This window comes from Pseudomonas sp. Sample_21 (genome assembly GCF_004307525.1).
Classification (GTDB): domain Bacteria; phylum Pseudomonadota; class Gammaproteobacteria; order Pseudomonadales; family Pseudomonadaceae; genus Aquipseudomonas; species Aquipseudomonas atacamensis.
In genome coordinates, this window is record NZ_RCNZ01000047.1 from 1 (window position 1) to 16599 (window position 16599).

Here is a 16599-nt window from a genome sequence, read left to right on the forward strand (position 1 = left end):
TGAAGATCGGCTCCCTTTCCCCCTCGCCCCCTTGGGGGAGAGGGCTGGGGTGAGGGGGATCGATTCGGGCAACACCGAACATCTTCAGCCGAACACCGAACAGCCCCACTCGCCTGACTACCACGCAGCCTTACTCCGTCTGGCCGACCACACTGGCCACCCTCTCCCGCTGATCCATACTTGCTGCACAGCCACAGGAGGACAGCCCCATGAACCGCAGCGACGTGCTGATCATCGGTGCCGGCCCGACCGGTCTGGTCCTGGCGCTGTGGCTGAGCAAACTCGGCGTGCGCGTGCGCATCATCGACAAGACCTCGGCGCCAGGCTCCACTTCCCGCGCTCTGGCCGTGCAGGCACGCACCCTCGAGCTGTATCGCCAACTCGATCTGGCCGACACCATTGTGCGTCGCGGCCATCAGGTCGCGGCGGCGAATTTCTGGGTCAACGGCAAACCGGTCGCGCACTTGCCGCTCAAGCGCATCGGCGAAGGCTTGACGCCCTACGCGTTCGTCGAGATTTTCCCGCAGGACGAGCACGAACGGCTGTTGCTCGAGCGCCTCGAAGACTACGGCGTCAGTGTCGAGCGCAATACCGCACTGGACAGCTTCGAGGAAACCGGCGACACCCTCACCGCCCACCTGCGCCTGCCCGATGGCCGGCAGGAAGTCTGTCAGGCCTGCTATCTGGCCGGTTGCGACGGCGCCCGTTCGGTGGTGCGCAAAGCCCTCGACACCGACTTCCCCGGCGGCACCTATCAGCAGATTTTCTACGTCGCCGATATCACGGCCAGCGGCCCGGCGCTGAATGGCGAGTTGCATCTGGACCTGGACCAAGCGGATTTTCTCGCGGTGTTTCCACTGGCCGGCGAAGGCCGCGCGCGACTGATCGGCACGGTGCGTGACGAACGCGCCGAGCGTGCCGAAACCCTGCAATTTGCCGACGTCAGCAGCCGCGCCATCGAGCAGCTGAAAGTGCACATCGAAGACGTACACTGGTTCTCCACTTACCGCGTGCATCACCGCGTGGCCGAGCACTTTCGCAACGGCCGGACGTTTCTGCTCGGCGATGCCGCCCATGTACACAGTCCGGCCGGTGGCCAGGGCATGAACACGGGCATTGGCGATGCAATCAATCTGGCGTGGAAACTCACTGCCGTGCTCAGTGGTGGCGCCGAGCCGAGGCTGCTCGACACCTACGAATCCGAGCGCATCGCCTTCGCTCGCCGACTGGTCTCCACCACCGACAAGGTCTTCAGTTTCGTCACCGCGCAGGGTCGTATGGCCGATCTGCTACGGATGCGTGTGGCGCCGTTTCTGCTGCCGAAAATGGCCGGGTTCGAAGCCAGCCGCGAATTCCTGTTTCGCACGGTCTCGCAAGTCACCCTCAACTATCGCGGCATGCCACTGAGCCAGGGTGAAGCCGGCCACGTGCACGGCGGCGACCGCTTGCCGTGGGCGCATGATGGCGAAGGAGATAATTTCGAGCCGCTACGGCAGCCGTGCTGGCAGGTGCATGTGTACGGCGACACCAGCGACGAGATGATCGCCTGGTGCGCCGAACACCACTTGCCGCTGCACGTCTTCGACTGGCGCCCGGCGTTTGAAACGGCGGGATTGGGGCGCAACGGATTTTATCTGTTGCGGCCGGATACCTATGTGGCGATTGCCGACAACAGTGCCGATCCGAAGGTGATCGAACGCTACTTCCGCGATCACGGTATCCGGCCTTTTCAGTGACCTTCACACCTCGTTGGCCAGCCATTCGTCGGAAAGACCTGAACACCTGTCAACTCTGACAGTAGACGCATTGCGCAGCGCCACCTCTAATCATTGCTCACCGTTTTCAAGGAGCAATCAAGATGGAACTGTCCACCGCAGACCAAGTGCAAGACATAGAGGTCACTGGAACATTAAACGCACTGTTCGAAGTCGCCGACCACCAACCTTTAAATGCTGCTTTGATCGAGTTGCGTTCAACCCAGCGGGTAAAATATGAGTTCCGAGGGAGAACGGAGGCCAACGACAGGTCTTTTATATTTCAAATTTTCAGAGATCTGGAAGATGGAACATATGAAATACCTTCGACCTACTACCAGTACGCCGCAGTGTACTTTGCAAATCATGCAGGTTGGACGTACGCATCGCCCAATCAATCAATCTTGCATCTAACGATTTCTGAAAATAAAACTCGTTTCAGTGGAGGAATCAAAGCTGAATTCGATCCAATCGAACACAAAACTGGTGCTCCAACGCTGTATGTCACTGCGTCGCTAGGTGTCAAACTCAGCAAAGCTCTTTTCTGATAAAAATCGAGTCATGGAGACGATCGCAACCTGACGCCTCTGCCTACAAGGAGCAACCATTCCATACAGGCAATGCTGCAAGTTGCGATTCCTTTCTCAGATCCCCGCCAACGCCAGATCCATCGCAAAGTAGGTGAAGATCAGATCCGCCCCGGCACGCTTGATTGCGCCAAGACTTTCGCGCACCACGCGCTCTTCGTCGATCGCACCGGCCTGGGCGCCGAACTTGATCATCGCGTACTCGCCGCTGACCTGATACGCCGCCAGTGGCAGGTTCGAGGCCTGGCGAATGTCGCGGATGATGTCGAGGTAGGCGCCGGCCGGTTTGACCATCAGCGCATCGGCACCTTCCTGCTCATCGAGCAGCGATTCGCGTAGGGCCTCGCGACGATTCATCGGGTTCATCTGATAGCTTTTGCGGTCGCCCTTGAGCGCGCTGCCACCGGCCTCGCGGAACGGACCGTACAGCGCCGAGGCGAATTTGGTCGAATAGGCCATGATCGGAATCTGCGTGAAGCCGGCAGCGTCGAGCGCCTGGCGAATCGCGCGCACCTGGCCGTCCATTGCTGCCGACGGTGCGATTACGTCAGCCCCGGCGCGGGCGGCGGCCACGGCTTGCTTGCCGAGATTGATCAGAGTCTGGTCGTTGTCGACTTCGTGGTTGTGCATCACACCGCAATGGCCGTGATCGGTGTACTCGCAGAAGCAGGTGTCGGACATCACGATCATTTCCGGCACGGCGTCCTTGGCAATGCGCGACATGCGCGAGACCAGCCCGTCTTCGCGCCAGGTGTCACTACCGTTGGCATCGAGATGATGGGACACGCCAAAGGTCATCACCGACTTGATGCCGGCACGGGCATAGCGCTCGATTTCGCTGGCCAGTTTGCGCTCGGGAATGCGCTGCACGCCGGGCATGCTGGTGATCGGCACGAAGTCGTCGATGTCTTCCTCGACGAAGATCGGCAGGACCAGATCGTTCAGGCTGAACTCGGTTTCCTGGAACAGACTGCGCAGGCTCGCATTGCGGCGCAGACGGCGGGGACGTGCTTCGGGGAACTGACTGGACATGGGGCCTTTCCTGAAAACAGCGGATGAGACGAAAGTCGTAGGGGCGAAGCTTATGCCTTGCGGCGGGTGCGGGACAAACCTGGATCAATCAAGAGAGCGTTACCGGGCTTGTAATAATCCTGCTGCTGATCGCGCATTTCCCCCTGTGGGAGCGAGCCTGCTCGCGAATGCGCCGGGTCAGACATAGAAATGTTGTCTGATACGACGCTTTCGCGAGCAGGCTCGCTCCCACAGTGGCGACTGTGTTGGGTCAGGACGGGATGGTCAGGCCACGAATGACCGCCGGGCGCGCGAGAAACCGCTCCAGCACCCGTGTGACATTGGGGAAACTCTGAATCCCGACCAGATCCCCGGCCTCATAGAAGCCAAGCAGATTGCGCACCCACGGGAACGTGGCAATGTCGGCGATGGTGTATCGCTCGCCCATGATCCAGTCGCGGCCTTCGAGGCGAGTGTTGAGCACATTAAGCAGGCGTTTGCTCTCCTCGACATACCGATCGCGTGGGCGCTTGTCCTCGTAATCCTTGCCGGCAAATTTGTTGAAGAAACCGAGCTGGCCGAACATCGGGCCAATGCCGCCCATCTGCCACATCAGCCATTGGATGGTCTCGTAGCGCAGCGCGCCTTCCTGAGCGAGCAACTGACCGCTCTTGTCGGCCAGATAAATCAGGATCGCGCCGGATTCGAACAGCGGCAGCGGTTTATCTTCCGGGCCATGCGGGTCGAGGATCGCCGGGATCTTGTTGTTCGGGTTCAGCGAGAGAAATTCCGCCGAGGTCTGGTCGTTGGTGTCGAAACCGACGCGGTGCGGCTCGTACGGCAGGCCGATCTCTTCGAGCATGATCGACACTTTGACGCCGTTGGGAGTCGGCAGGGAGTAGAGCTGAATCCAGTCCGGGTACTGCGCCGGCCATTTCTGAGTAATCGGGAATGCAGACAGATCGGTCATTGGAAGCATCCAGTCACAAATTGAAAACCGATCATAAAGTAGGCCTGCCGCTGCGCCTACACGAACCGTAACATCCTGTCGCTAACCTGCCTGCATGCCCGCAAAGGTTGCCGCTAGAGTGCTGCGCACTGGCCTGGAACGAACCAAACGGCGTTACAGGACTCTGAGTTATGCCTTTCTCGCAGAGGAAGCTGTTCATGACAGGGAAACACCCGGTGCTGGGAGCCCGCGGTGCCAAGGTTTGTCAGCCTTAACCGCTTTTGCTGAAGAACCTTCGAATTGATGACGAACCTGATGAGTTTCGCCAAACGCTTCAAACATCGCGCGTACGTGGCCCTGCCCTCCCTGCTGGCAGTCAGCGCGCTGTTTCTGTCCCTCGAATCCAGCGAAAGCCGCGCACAACCAGCGGACGGCACGCAGACGCTGGTGTTCCTGCGCCACGCGGAAAAGCCCGAAGGCGGCCTCGGCCAGCTCAACTGCCAGGGCCTGAACCGCGCCATCGACCTGTCGACGCTGCTGCCGGAAAAATTCGGCAAGGCCGACTACGTGTTCGCCGCCAACCCGACGCGCAACGTCGAGGAAGGCGAACTGGACAATTCCTACAGCTACATTCGTCCGCTGATGACCATCAGCCCGGCCGCGATCAAGCTCGGCCTGCCAGTGAACATCGAGTTCTCCGCCAACGACACCAGCGATCTGGCCCGCGAGCTGCTGGACGAGAAGTACCACAACTCGACGATCTACACCGCCTGGTCCCACGGTTATCTGCCGGATCTGATCAACAAGGTCGCTGGCAACGCAGTGGGCGAGCGGCAGAAGATCACCGATGACTGGGCCGGCGATGACTTCGACTCGCTGTATGTACTGACCCTGAAGTGGCACAACGGCAAGGCCAGTTTGCAGAGCCATGTCTACAAACAGGGGCTGGATAACGGCAAGGACACTTGCCCGACCTGATATTTGTAGCGCCTGACCTTACGTCTTCGCGAGCAGGCTCGCTCCCACAGGGAACCGCATTTCAACTGTGGGAGCGAGCCTGCTCGCGAAGAGGCCAGTCGCTTGCGCCTCAAGCCTTCTGACTCACCCTCGCGCGCAAATACTCGATCACCGCCCCCCGCTCCCCGGCAAACTCGATCCGCCCGCCCTTCTTCTCGCGCTGGAACACATACATCGGGTCGTAATACTCACGCAGCAAACCCTCGATCCAGCCACGATGCAGCTCCACCGTGCCGCTGCGGCCCTGTTCGGCCAGCGCCTGCTCCATCAACACCAGCATCCGCGAATGGCGCTCACCGCCGAGGCGTTTCTGTACGTTGTTGAGGCTTTCCAGCAGACGTTCGGAGAACAAGGCAAAACCGTTTTCACCGTGCACCGAGGCGAACTCCGCCGACAGATCGATGACGTAATCACGCAGGATCCGTTCGACGCGATCCTCGAAGCGATCTTCCAGCCAGACCATCGGGTGCTGCTGCATGCCCTGATACAGCGGCAGCGGCAAGGCGCAACTGCCGACCACACGGCTCTCGTCTTCGAGCACAAACTGCTCGATCCCGGCATCGCGTTTCTTCAGAAAGTCGATGGCCAGGCGATTCTCGAAATCGATGTTCGACGGCTGCCCGGTCGCGCGTTTGCCGAAACTGGAGCCGCGATGGTTGGCGTGGCCTTCCAGATCCACACCGTTGCGCAACTGCACCAGCACTTCGGTCTTGCCGGTGCCGGTCATGCCGCCGAGCAAAACGAAATCACACTGCGCGATGGCTTGCTCAAGGGTGTCGATCAAAAAACTGCGCATCGCCTTGTAGCCGCCGCCGACGCGCGGATAGTCGATGCCCGCCTCGTCGCGCAGCCACTGCTGGGTGATCTGCGAGCGCAAGCCACCGCGAAAACAGTACAGATAACCATCGGGATGAGCCCGGGCGAAGTCGGCCCAGGCCTGGATGCGCTCGACCTTGACCGAGCCGGACACCAGTTGGTGGCCCAGCTCGATCGCCGCCTGCTGGCCATGCTGCTTGTAGCAAGTGCCGATCTTCTGCCGTTCCAGATCATTCATCAGCGGCAGATTGACCACGCCGGGGAACGCGCCTTTGTGAAACTCGACCGGCGCGCGGGCATCCATCATCGGCCGGTCGTTGAGGAAAATATCGCGGTAGTCGGTGCAGTCGCGGAGCATCAAATCACCTCGACCGCGTTCGTCTGTCGCTCAACCAGTTCGCCGATCGGCGCAAGGTTCAGGCCCAGTTCAGCGGCGAGACCGAGGAACTCGTCATTGCCTTCAGGCGTGACCGCAATCAGCAGACCGCCGCTGGTCTGCGGATCGCACAGCACGCGTTTGTGCAACTCCTGCACGCGGCCAACCTTGCTCGAATAGCTGTCGAAGTTGCGCAGCGTACCGCCCGGCACGCAGCCCTGATCGAGGTAGTACTCGACGCTGTCCAGACGCGGCACGCGGTCGTAGGCGATGCGCGCGGTCAACTGGCTGCCGTCGGCCATTTCCACCAAGTGCCCGAGCAGGCCGAAACCGGTGACGTCGGTCATCGCGGTGACGCCGGCGAGTTTGCCGAAGCGGCTGCCAGGCTTGTTCAGGGTGCACATCCAGTCGCGGGCGACACCGACGTCGGCGGCGCGCAACTTGCCCTTCTTTTCGGCGGTGGTGAGGATGCCGATGCCCAGCGGTTTGGTCAGGTACAACAGGCAACCAGCGGTAGCGGTGTCGTTGCGTTTCATGTGGCGCTTTTCCACAAGCCCGGTGACGGCGAGGCCGAAGATCGGCTCCGGCGCATCGATCGAATGCCCGCCCGCCAGTGGAATACCCGCCGCGTCACACACCGAGCGACCGCCACGAATCACTTCCCTCGCCACTTCCGGCGCCAGCACATTCACCGGCCAGCCGAGGATCGCGATCGCCATCAACGGATCGCCGCCCATCGCGTAGATGTCGCTGATCGCGTTGGTTGCGGCAATGCGGCCGAAGTCGAACGGGTCATCGACAATCGGCATGAAAAAATCGGTGGTCGACACCACACCACGCTCGGCATCGATCTCATACACCGCCGCGTCATCACGCGAGGCGTTGCCGACCCAGAGTTTCGGATCGAGGTTCTGTGCGCCGCTGCCGGCGAGGATCACTTCCAGCACCTGTGGGGAAATCTTGCAGCCACAACCGGCGCCATGGCTGTATTGGGTCAGACGAATCGGCTCGCTCATGGGAGAGTCTCTGGCAATGAATGGGGCGGATTCTAGCAGAGCGCGAGCGCGCAGATTTTTGTGCTGACCGAGCGGCCCCCTTCGCGAGCAGGCTCGCTCCCACATTCGTACGGTGGTCTCCTGTGGGAGCTAGCCTGCTCGCGAAAGCAATCGAACCTGCCTGCACCGTCCAGTCAGCCCCGCCTGCAAACCTCAGCGAAAATCTGCGTAATCGGCCGATGCGGCTGGCGCTTGTGCATCCGCCGCACTTGTTCACTCAGTCGCAACAACTCTTCACTGGGCTTGGCCCATTGCTCTTCGGGCAGCGGCTCGGACCATGCACGCATGACTTCCGGCAGCGCCTGCTTGCCGATTCTTTCCAGACGGCGCACTTCCCATTCGACCAAACGGTTTGGAATCGTCCATAAAGTCATGACGTGATACAGGTACCAAAAAAATCCCGACAGCGGCGAGCGGCGGCCTTCACGGATCTGCTGATGCATTCGCGCGCGGGCATTGCGGAAAGTGTGCAGGCCTTCGTGGGGCGGGTCGTCCGGGCCTTGCAGGTCTTGCAGGTCCTGGACCAATTTGAGGTCGTTGACTTCGTACTCCATGTAACCGCGAATCGCTTCCCAATGGCTGATCGCGAGCTCCAGGCCAGCGCATTGAAATTCCTGGCTTATGAGGGTTTCACCTTGGTAGAAACCGATGCCCATGCCGTATTGGCGGTGGATGCCGAATTGGGTGGCGCCCTTGGCTTCGATGATCCACGCGGAAAGCGATTCCCATGGGATGAAGACTGGTTCGGTGGCGCCTTCGGGCATGAAGCAGGCTTCGCGGCGTTGGCGGTTGAAGCGGGTTGGGATGAGGGAGAGGCGTTTTTTGTGGACGTGGTGCCAGACGCCTAGACCAATAAGAAGGATCGAGGGGCCGCAGATTAATTGGTTCTTGTAAGCCTCTTCGAATACACCAATCATTGATTCCCAAATCGCCCCGTTCCCATAACCAAAAATAATACCTAGCAAGCCGGTAAATAAAGGAAATAAAACAATGATCATAAAGGCGCCTGCGGTTGGCGCGCCGAGAATTACCTGCCACGAAAATACCTCTGGGAGTCCAGGCCCAAAGTCCATGTATGCTTCGTTTAACTCCCCAATGTGAGGCCCATAAGGCGGCATTGCTGTAGGTAATGGCAACGGTGCGAGATAGATAGTTTTTCCGCTTGGGAACGGCTCTACATCACCCGCTCTTCTAATCACCTCACATTGCGCATCAACAAGAGGCTCATTGTGATTATTCAGCATGGTGAGCCCATTCGAGGTATTGAGTTTCAACCAGCATAACCATCGGGTTTTGCTTGATCGACCCGGTAGCAACAACTGAGAAATGGCCGCCACCCCGAGGGTCTCCCACCTCGGCCAAGATCAACCGAAACATCCGCATCCAGCGCGGTCCCCTGTGGGAGCGAGCCTGCTCGCGAAGGCGCTCAAACAGGCAAAAAACCTCCCTCCCTCTGGTCACAAAACTGCTCTGCATCAGTCCACAGCCCGCCTGCAAACCTCAGCAAAAATCTGCGTAATCGGCCGATGCGGCTGGCGCTTGTGCATCCGCCGCACTTGTTCACTCAGTCGCAACAGCTCTTCACTGGGCTTGGCCCATTGCTCTTTCGGCAGCGGCTCGGACCAGGCACGCATAACTTCCGGCAACGCCTGCTTGCCGATTCTTTCCAGACGGCGCACTTCCCATTCAACCAGGCGATTGGGAATCGTCCATAAGGTCATGACGTGATACAGGTACCAGAAGAACCCCGAAAGCCGCGAGCGCCGGCCTTCACGAATCTGCTGGTGCATTCGCGCGCGGGCATTGCGAAAGGTGTGCAGGCCTTCGTGGGGTGGGTCGTCCGGGCCTTGCAGGTCTTGCAGGTCCTGGATCGATTTGAGGTCGTTGACTTCGTACTCCATGTAACCGCGAATCGCTTCCCAGTGGCTGATCGCGAGCTCCAGGCCGGCGCATTGGAATTCCTGGCTTATGAGATTTTCACCTTGGTAGAAACCGATGCCCATGCCGTATTGGCGATGGATGCCGAACTGGGTGGCGCCCTTGGCTTCGATGATCCACGCGCTGAGCGACTCCCACGGGACAAAGACCGGCTCGGTGGCGCCTTCGGGCATGAAGCAGACTTCGCGGCGTTGGCGGTTGAAGCGGGTTGGGATGAGGGAGAGACGTTTTTTGTGGTGGTGATGCCAGACACCAATACCGATGAGCAAGATCAAGGGACCGCAAATTAATTCATTTTCCAACCCCACTTCGAATATTCCAACCATTGATTCCCAAATCGCCTCGTTTCCATAGCCAAAAAGAATCCCTAGCAAGCCCGTGAACAAAGGAAATAAAACGAGAACCATAAAAGTTCCTGCGGTCGTCCCGCCGAGAATCAACTGCCACGTAAATGCCTCTGGCAATCCGAGACCAAAGTCCATGTAACCTTGGTTCAATTCCCCGATGTGAGGCCCATAAGGTGGTATAGGTGCTGGCAATGGCAAAGGTGATAGATAGGTAATTTTCCCGCTTGGGAACGGCTCAATATCGCCCGCTTTTTTAATCCCCTCATATTCCGAACTGGAAAGAGGATTACTGCGATTATTCAGCATGGTCAGCCCATTCGAGATAGTGAGTTTCTACCAGTAGAACCGGAGGGTTCTCCTTGACCGAACCCGGAACTACTACAGCAAAATGGCCGGTATCCCGGGGGGCGATATGAATCACACGAGTTCGTGACTCCGACTCGCCTTTGCCATTGACGGTCTGGATACATATGGCAAGTTCGAGCGTTTCCTTTGCAGGCGTATAGTCAGAATCGGGACGGATTGGGTACTGAAGACAAAGCACCAAACCATCTGGTGATGACTTCACGATTCGCAGACTGCTCAATATCTCGTCACTGATGACTTCCTTGCGCACTTCCGGCACACCGCGACCGTACAGCGGTGCGACAAGTCGATGGGCACCGATTCCCAAGCGTTGACTCGGTTTACCGTTTAACGGTGGGAGAAGATCATTTAGCGCCAGCCTCGGCAGAACCAAATGAATATCACTGGGTTTGGCGCCAAATAATAAAGTCTTCAGCCAGGTGTCACTGGGATCAGGTCCTGATTGGGCGTAGGGAGCGTGTATCAAAAATGCCAGATAATTTTGATAGTCATCCAGGGAGTGGTCACCGCGCATCTCTTCATCACGGCTCCAGGGCGTGATTTTCAACCACTTGTCGTGGGCAGAAAGATTGTACCGATTGAACAGCCATGTCCCGGCGAACTCTAGCACCGTGAACAACGCACCAGCCAAATTGAATCGAAAAAATACAGTAGAAAGACGTGTGCCAGCGGCGGCCCAAGCAGTTGCTCGCGCCGAACGGTTCGGTGCAGTTAATATTTTAATGGTGGCAGATACTGTATTACCAAACCCGTAGCCACTAGTCGCAATCATGCCTGCCGCGCCCGAGGTCGCCATCGCAGCTGCTCTCTGCTCAGATTGAGTGCCACTTCGAACCGCGTCTTGCCACTTTCGATCTTTTATTCTGAAGCTGGTTAAGGAAGTTCTCAAACTCAAAAGATAGGTAAACATGCCCAACCCAACATGCAACTTTCCCATCTGCACATGAACCTGTTGCAGCGCCTCAACCTGCATACCGGCAATAAGACTCGCGCTTCGAGCCTTGAGCGCTGTATCGGCAAGCCCTTGCGCAGCGGTAAATCCGGCTGCGCCTGTCGCGATAATGGCAGCAAAAAAATCCGCCCGTTTCTTCCTGTCCCTCGTCTGCTTCATCACCTCTCGATAAGCCCCCACCAAATTCACCACCTGCACCAACACCACCAACAACCCCATCCCCTCCGTCCGCACCAGACTCGCCTTCGAAACGCCCGCCACCCCCGCGCGAATATTCTCCAGCAACCCGCGCAATTCCCCGTGCTGCGCCGGCGGAAACACCACCGTCACGCCCGCTTTCGCCGGTGTGGCGCCATACAGTCGTGCCGAGCGATCAGGTAATTCATCAATCGGGCTTAACGCTGCCGCCAGTCTTCCTTCGAACACGGCCAGTTGCGTGCGCACGCGGACGATTTCCTGCTGCAATTCCACCGCCCGGGCGCTTTTGTGGCCCTGGCGGTTTTTGTTGTGGGTGAGCTGGTTGCGTTCGCGGTTGAGGGTTTTCAAGTAGTCGCGCTCGCGCAGCACTTCCTTGATCGTGGCTTGCAGCGCCGATTGCTCCGCCGGGGTGGACACAGTGAAGGTCACGCCGCTGGTTCGCGCGGCGTCGAAGACGCGCAGGCGCAGGGCTTTGGGCAAGCGCTGGAACAGCTCGTCGAGGTCGGGGATTTTCTCGCCGGCAAGATCGAAGCCTTCCAGCGCCCGGCTCAGGCCGAGGTTCAGCGCCGGGCTGTAGGTGTCTTGCACGGCATCGGCGAGGACGCGGCTGTGTGCCGGCAGATCGTCGAGGGCAGGAAGCTGTGGCTGCTCGATGCGCTGCAATTTGGCCAGCCAGTCCGGCAGGTTGTTGAACATCGCCATGCCGGCGTTGAACAGCGTTGAATATTGCCCGGCCTGTTCGCTCTGCAAGCGCAGCGGCAAGGTGTAGAACAGCGGGCGGGTCAGTTGCGGGTGTTGCTCGAGGTAACCAAGCATTTGTTCGTTGGCCGCGTCGCTGCGGCCGATGTCCTTGAGGCAGGCGTATTCGCTGGCGAAAGCCTGATCGATCTGCAGTTGGCCGTCGAAATACCACGCCGAGCGATGGAAACGCCCGGCGCACAGCAGTTGCGCGCGGTCGGCGGTGATGCGTTCGAGCAGGCGATTCCAGCGTCCCAGGTTGTCGCGATGACTGTTCAGCACCTCGTCCATGGCCGGACGGTCGATCAGGTCGTTGATGCCGCGTTTGCCGCTGAGCAGCGGGCCGTCGAGCACGTCTTTCATGCGCCGACTCTGATCCTTGCCGAGCTCGACCAGTGTGCTCAGGTGACGCTCGACGAAATCGGCCGGGGCCACTTCGAGAAAATATTCACGGGTGTAAAAGCGTCGGTCCGCCTCGGCGGTGACGCGAGCGTGCGCGGTGAAATCCGGGGCAACGCCGTCGAAACGGTTCAGCGCCAATGACTCGTCCAAAGCCTTTTCGCGCTGTTGCTGCAGTTCAGGTCGAGCCTGGGTATCGGTCGGGACAACCTCACCACCCTTGTTCAAATAGTCGAGCAGCGCCTGCCGGGTATTTTCCCGATCCGGCTCGGGCAATTGCTCCAGTTCAGCGAACAATGCCTGGGCGCGCGGATCGTCGCTGGCCTTGGCCAGGGTGTCGAAATCCTGAGCGCCCAACTGGCTCAGCGACTCGATGTAACTGGCCAGCAGATAGTCGCGCTCGTTGTTGTCGGTGTTGCTCCACTGCTCGATCCAGCCGACCACCAGGTCCTGATAATCAGCCAGATCGCGCATCACGCCGAGGTCGTCGTTGACCAGCAGAAACAGCGTGTCGTCCTGATATGGTCCGCGCACCCGCCCGAGAAATTCGCCGATATGCGCCTCGCGAAAACGTCGCGGATTTTCCCACAAATAAGGTTCTCGCTCATGCTCCGGCGCATCGCTGACCTGCACCGTCGGCATCCGCGTGGCGTCTGCCTCGGCCAGCGGTTTCGCTGTGCAGGCCACTTCCGCCAGCCACTGTTTGGCCTGGGCCACGGTGAGCAGATGCTCGCCGCCGATCAGACAATGCACCGGGCCGAGATCGACCGCCTGCATGAAGTGCTCGCGCTCCTCCGCGCTGTCCAGCACCTGTCGGCACTTCGCCGCGCTCAACTGCACGTCGGCGAAGGTCACGTAGAGGGTGCTTTTGCGCGAGAAGATCAAAGCCGGACGTTCCTCGATGGCGCTGCGCTGATCCTCGCTGACGCTTTTGCCGCGATGCAGCAATGCGCTGATGACACCTTCCAGCACGCGGTATTCAAAGAGCTCGCCGCTGAGGCTGTCGACGATGTACAGCCAACCGTCGCGCAGGCGGCGGATGCCCATGGGACGCGTGGTCAGGATGTAAGGCAGCGTGATTTCGGTGCTGGGGTCGAAGGGTTTTTCCACCAGGCCGTACGCAAGGGGCAGCAGTTGCACGTGGGTGTTGCGCAAGGGGCAGGCGGCGGGACCTATGATCGGGGCTTTGGACGCGGCGGCTGCCGCAAGGTCGGCGGGATGGTTCATGGTCGGACTCTTTCAGACGCCCATTGGCGGGCCATTGAAACGGCCAGCGTCAAGCGCTCACCGATCGGTTGCAGGGAGGGCTCGTGTAGCAAGTGCTGGATCTGCGGATGCTCATCCGGATCAGCGCCGTTGAGAGAGGCGACAAGGTTGGCGAAGTAAAGCCATTCCGATTGGCTGCTCAGGCCGAGCGCGCTGGCTTTTGCCTCGATTTGTTCCAGAAGCATCCAACGTTCAGCGATGGTTTCCCCGGTATGAAACCGGGGAAAATATTCAAGCAAATACGCATCGACTTGTAGCAACACCCGCCGCCGATCCACCCGATCCAACGCGGCATCCTGCTCGGCGCTCAACCGAAACGGCGCCACGAGCGCCCCACCCTGCCCGTGCCGAGGTCGCTGACAGTGCCAGACTTGCCGCGCGCCATCCGCCGTGACCACGCACCCCAGCGGCCCGAACAGACTCGCATCGCCGCTGGCAAACAGCGCCTGCGCTACGGCGGCATCCGCCAGCCGCAACAACACCGGCGAGCCGACCGGCAACTCGACGATCAGCAACTGGCGCAAATGCGCGACGATTTCATGCGCCGGCGCGGCGCTGAACAGCAGCACGCCCCATTCCTGTTGGGCGTGCTGGCGATAAAACCGCGCCACCGGATCGTCAGCGTCAGCGAGCGCCACCAGCAGCGGCGATACGTCACGCAGGGCCGAAAACGGTGGCTGGTCGTACAGCGCAAAAGCGTTGGCGGCGGGGTCGAGCCTTCGCAGTTGCGCCGGCAAATCGGCGATCGTCGCACCATCGAGCAGCACAAACGCCCGCTGCTCAGCCCACGGCAAACCTTCAGGCCAATCCGTCAAAAGGCTCATGCCTGGGCTGCCTCGCAGATCAGGCAACGCGAGGTCCGCGTGGTCAGCAGCGCATGCCGTTGCTGCACGGCATCGAACGTCGCCTTGAGCAACGGCGCAGCCCCCGGCAGCAAGGGTTCCGCTGGCAGACACACCGTCGGCGCCCCGCCCTGCACCACCGGCACACTGCTGAAAATGCCGGCGGCGCCGACCGTCAGCCAATGCCCGCCAGCAGCCAGGGTGATCTGCAGGCCGCTGTTGAAAACCACCTGCTCGCCCGCGCCGAAATGCAGCTGCTGCGCGGCACTGACGCGCTGGCTGGCGACCCGCACATGCTGCTCGCCCTGCACCCACAGATGATCGTCCTGCTTGAGTTCAGTCAGGCGGTTGCCGTGGGTCAGGTGATGTTCTTCGTCGCGCAACTCAAGGCTGGAAACGCCGCCAATCACTTGGCTGTGCAGGTTGTCGATCTGCACACGCAAGTCGTTGAGCACGTGCTGCACCAAGTCGCGCTGCGCCCTGATGGAGATTTCTTCCGCGCCTTGCCGGTCCTCGATGCGCAGCTCGTTGTAACCACCGCCGCCGGGGCTGCTCTGGCTGCGCCAGATACTGCGCGTCTGTTGCGCCGGCAGTTCCAGTGGCACCGGGGTTTCGGCGTTGGGCAGGCAGGCGAGCACATACGGTTTGTCGGGATCGCCATCGGTGAACCCCACTAGCACTTCCATACCGACGCGAGGAATCTGCACGCTGCCGTAGCGGTCATGCGCCCAGGCGGTGTCCACGCGCAGCCAGCAACTTGACTGTTCATCACGCTGGCCGTCGCGGTCCCAGAGCATTTGCACTTTCACGCGCCCGTAGGCATCGCTGTAGATTTCTTCGCCGGGCGGGCCGGTCACCACCGCCAGCTGACTGCCGCTGACGCGCGGTTTGACATGCCTGAGCTGCGGGCGAAACACCACGGCCCACGGTGTCGCGACGAAATGGTTGCGATAGCCCTGACTGAAACCATCTGCGTCAGCCTGCTCGGTGAACGCTTCCTCGAGCACTTGCGGCTGTTTGCCGATGTGCTCGACCTCGGTCAGCAACCATAAATCGTTGCAGTCGGCGCGCGAGTAATCCGCCATGGTCATGAAACTGCCGCCGCGCATCAGCGCCTGATTGCTGCGCCCGTTAGCCAGACGATAGTCGGCACCATGGCGCTCAAGCGCACGCTGGCTGAGGTGCTTGCCGCGCTCGCGGTGGGTGAACTGCCCGGGAAACTCATAATCTTCCAGCAGCGGAACCCGCGCTGCACTGACCTTGGCGTCCAACTGCACTGCGGGCTTTTCGAAGTGATAGTCGCGGCGCTCGACGAGGTTGGAGCGTGGCTCCAGGCGCACAGTGAACTGGTCGATAACCGGCGCATCGGCAACCAGGCCGTTGCCCTGCAAATAGCGCGTCTTCACGTCGTGTTTGAGGAACGCCGTTTGATCGTCGCCGAACACCAACAGGTGCGCCTCACGGCGGTGGCGGAAGTGAAAGTGCAGGCCCTCCTCTTCGCACAGCCTCTGAATGAAGTGCAGATCGGATTCCTGGTATTGCACGCAATACACCCGCGCCGGGTACTCGGCGCTGAGCTGAAAATGCCAGGCATCGGCCTGCATACCGTGATCGCCCAGCACATTGGCGATGATCTGCGGCACGCTCAGGTTCTGGAAAATCCGCTGATTGCGCCGATACGCGAGGTAGGCAAGGTGTGGCGCCAAGGTGATCTGGTAACGGCTCAGCCGAACACCGCAATCACCCTGGCCGACCCGATAGACCAGCCCGTGCATGCCGCTACCGTCGGCACCGAAACAGAGAAAGGCCGGCCGATGCAGTAAGCCTTCGAGATCCAGATCGGGGCGCTCGCTGACCAGCTCGAGATCCAGTTCGTAGGTCTGGTTGAGCACTTCCCGGGTGCGAAAACCGAACACTTGAAGATCGTGGGAAACGCCTTCTATCTCGAGAGTGAAAACAACGGGCCTGCCAGCGATGCGCATCCACCT

General features: G+C 60.0%; 12 protein-coding genes. 3 read left to right on the forward strand and 9 right to left on the reverse strand.

Going from position 1 to position 16599, the window contains the following annotated elements; translation table 11 throughout:
- The first annotated feature begins 209 nt into the window (after nt 1-209).
- Both D8U71_RS06570 and D8U71_RS06575 read left to right on the forward strand, forming a co-directional pair.
- Nucleotides 210-1736, forward strand: coding sequence for an FAD-dependent oxidoreductase (locus D8U71_RS06570; protein ID WP_024013500.1), 1527 nt, complete (start codon nt 210-212; stop codon nt 1734-1736).
- Between the two features lie 122 nt (nt 1737-1858).
- On the forward strand, nt 1859-2302 hold the full coding sequence (locus D8U71_RS06575; protein ID WP_024013501.1) for a hypothetical protein: 444 nt from the start codon (nt 1859-1861) through the stop codon (nt 2300-2302).
- A 96-nt stretch (nt 2303-2398) separates the two neighbouring features.
- Here the strand turns inward: D8U71_RS06575 and hemB are convergent, their stop codons facing one another.
- Together hemB and D8U71_RS06585 are read right to left on the reverse strand one after the other, a co-directional pair.
- A complete protein-coding gene (gene hemB / locus D8U71_RS06580) occupies nt 2399-3373 on the reverse strand; it encodes a porphobilinogen synthase (RefSeq protein ID WP_130887424.1) in 975 nt (324 codons plus the stop codon).
- Nucleotides 3374-3623: 250 nt separating this feature from the next.
- Nucleotides 3624-4322: a glutathione binding-like protein gene (locus D8U71_RS06585; RefSeq protein ID WP_125927235.1), complete on the reverse strand. Its 699-nt coding sequence runs from the start codon at nt 4320-4322 to the stop codon at nt 3624-3626.
- A 282-nt stretch (nt 4323-4604) separates the two neighbouring features.
- On the opposite strand from D8U71_RS06585, the gene D8U71_RS06590 reads away from it, so the two are divergent.
- Nucleotides 4605-5279, forward strand: coding sequence for a hypothetical protein (locus D8U71_RS06590; protein WP_024013504.1), 675 nt, complete (start codon nt 4605-4607; stop codon nt 5277-5279).
- A gap of 109 nt (nt 5280-5388) precedes the next feature.
- On the opposite strand, the gene mnmH is transcribed toward D8U71_RS06590, so the two are convergent.
- The 7 genes from mnmH to tssI form a co-directional block, all read right to left on the reverse strand.
- Complete coding sequence (gene mnmH / locus D8U71_RS06595) at nt 5389-6492, reverse strand: tRNA 2-selenouridine(34) synthase MnmH (RefSeq protein WP_125927236.1); 1104 nt, start codon at nt 6490-6492, stop codon at nt 5389-5391.
- Nucleotides 6492-7526: a selenide, water dikinase SelD gene (gene selD, locus D8U71_RS06600; RefSeq protein WP_125927237.1), complete on the reverse strand. Its 1035-nt coding sequence runs from the start codon at nt 7524-7526 to the stop codon at nt 6492-6494. Before selD ends, mnmH begins: the two co-directional genes overlap by 1 nt.
- A gap of 173 nt (nt 7527-7699) precedes the next feature.
- The gene (locus D8U71_RS06605; RefSeq protein ID WP_241664204.1) at nt 7700-8839 is read right to left on the reverse strand and encodes a hypothetical protein; all 1140 of its coding nucleotides are present in this window, start codon (nt 8837-8839) and stop codon (nt 7700-7702) included.
- Between the two features lie 201 nt (nt 8840-9040).
- The gene (locus D8U71_RS06610) at nt 9041-10156 is read right to left on the reverse strand and encodes a hypothetical protein (protein ID WP_130887425.1); all 1116 of its coding nucleotides are present in this window, start codon (nt 10154-10156) and stop codon (nt 9041-9043) included.
- Nucleotides 10146-13730, reverse strand: coding sequence for a toxin VasX (locus D8U71_RS06615; protein ID WP_130887426.1), 3585 nt, complete (start codon nt 13728-13730; stop codon nt 10146-10148). Before D8U71_RS06615 ends, D8U71_RS06610 begins: the two co-directional genes overlap by 11 nt.
- Nucleotides 13727-14593 (reverse strand): DUF4123 domain-containing protein, encoded by an 867-nt coding sequence (locus D8U71_RS06620; RefSeq protein WP_130887427.1) that lies wholly within the window; start codon nt 14591-14593, stop codon nt 13727-13729. Before D8U71_RS06620 ends, D8U71_RS06615 begins: the two co-directional genes overlap by 4 nt.
- The gene (gene tssI / locus D8U71_RS06625; protein WP_130887428.1) at nt 14590-16593 is read right to left on the reverse strand and encodes a type VI secretion system tip protein TssI/VgrG; all 2004 of its coding nucleotides are present in this window, start codon (nt 16591-16593) and stop codon (nt 14590-14592) included. The genes D8U71_RS06620 and tssI overlap by 4 nt, the downstream gene beginning before the upstream one ends.
- Nucleotides 16594-16599 lie beyond the last annotated feature (6 nt).

Coding starts and splice junctions, on each gene's coding strand:
- tssI (WP_130887428.1), bottom strand. CDS start 16,593: ATGCGCATCGCTGGCAGGCCCGTTGTTTTCACTCTCGAGATAGAAGGC.
- D8U71_RS06575 (WP_024013501.1), top strand. CDS start 1,859: ATGGAACTGTCCACCGCAGACCAAGTGCAAGACATAGAGGTCACTGGA.
- D8U71_RS06585 (WP_125927235.1), bottom strand. CDS start 4,322: ATGACCGATCTGTCTGCATTCCCGATTACTCAGAAATGGCCGGCGCAG.
- D8U71_RS06615 (WP_130887426.1), bottom strand. CDS start 13,730: ATGAACCATCCCGCCGACCTTGCGGCAGCCGCCGCGTCCAAAGCCCCG.
- hemB (WP_130887424.1), bottom strand. CDS start 3,373: ATGTCCAGTCAGTTCCCCGAAGCACGTCCCCGCCGTCTGCGCCGCAAT.
- selD (WP_125927237.1), bottom strand. CDS start 7,526: ATGAGCGAGCCGATTCGTCTGACCCAATACAGCCATGGCGCCGGTTGT.
- D8U71_RS06570 (WP_024013500.1), top strand. CDS start 210: ATGAACCGCAGCGACGTGCTGATCATCGGTGCCGGCCCGACCGGTCTG.
- D8U71_RS06610 (WP_130887425.1), bottom strand. CDS start 10,156: ATGCTGAATAATCGCAGTAATCCTCTTTCCAGTTCGGAATATGAGGGG.
- D8U71_RS06620 (WP_130887427.1), bottom strand. CDS start 14,593: ATGAGCCTTTTGACGGATTGGCCTGAAGGTTTGCCGTGGGCTGAGCAG.
- D8U71_RS06590 (WP_024013504.1), top strand. CDS start 4,605: ATGACGAACCTGATGAGTTTCGCCAAACGCTTCAAACATCGCGCGTAC.
- mnmH (WP_125927236.1), bottom strand. CDS start 6,492: ATGCTCCGCGACTGCACCGACTACCGCGATATTTTCCTCAACGACCGG.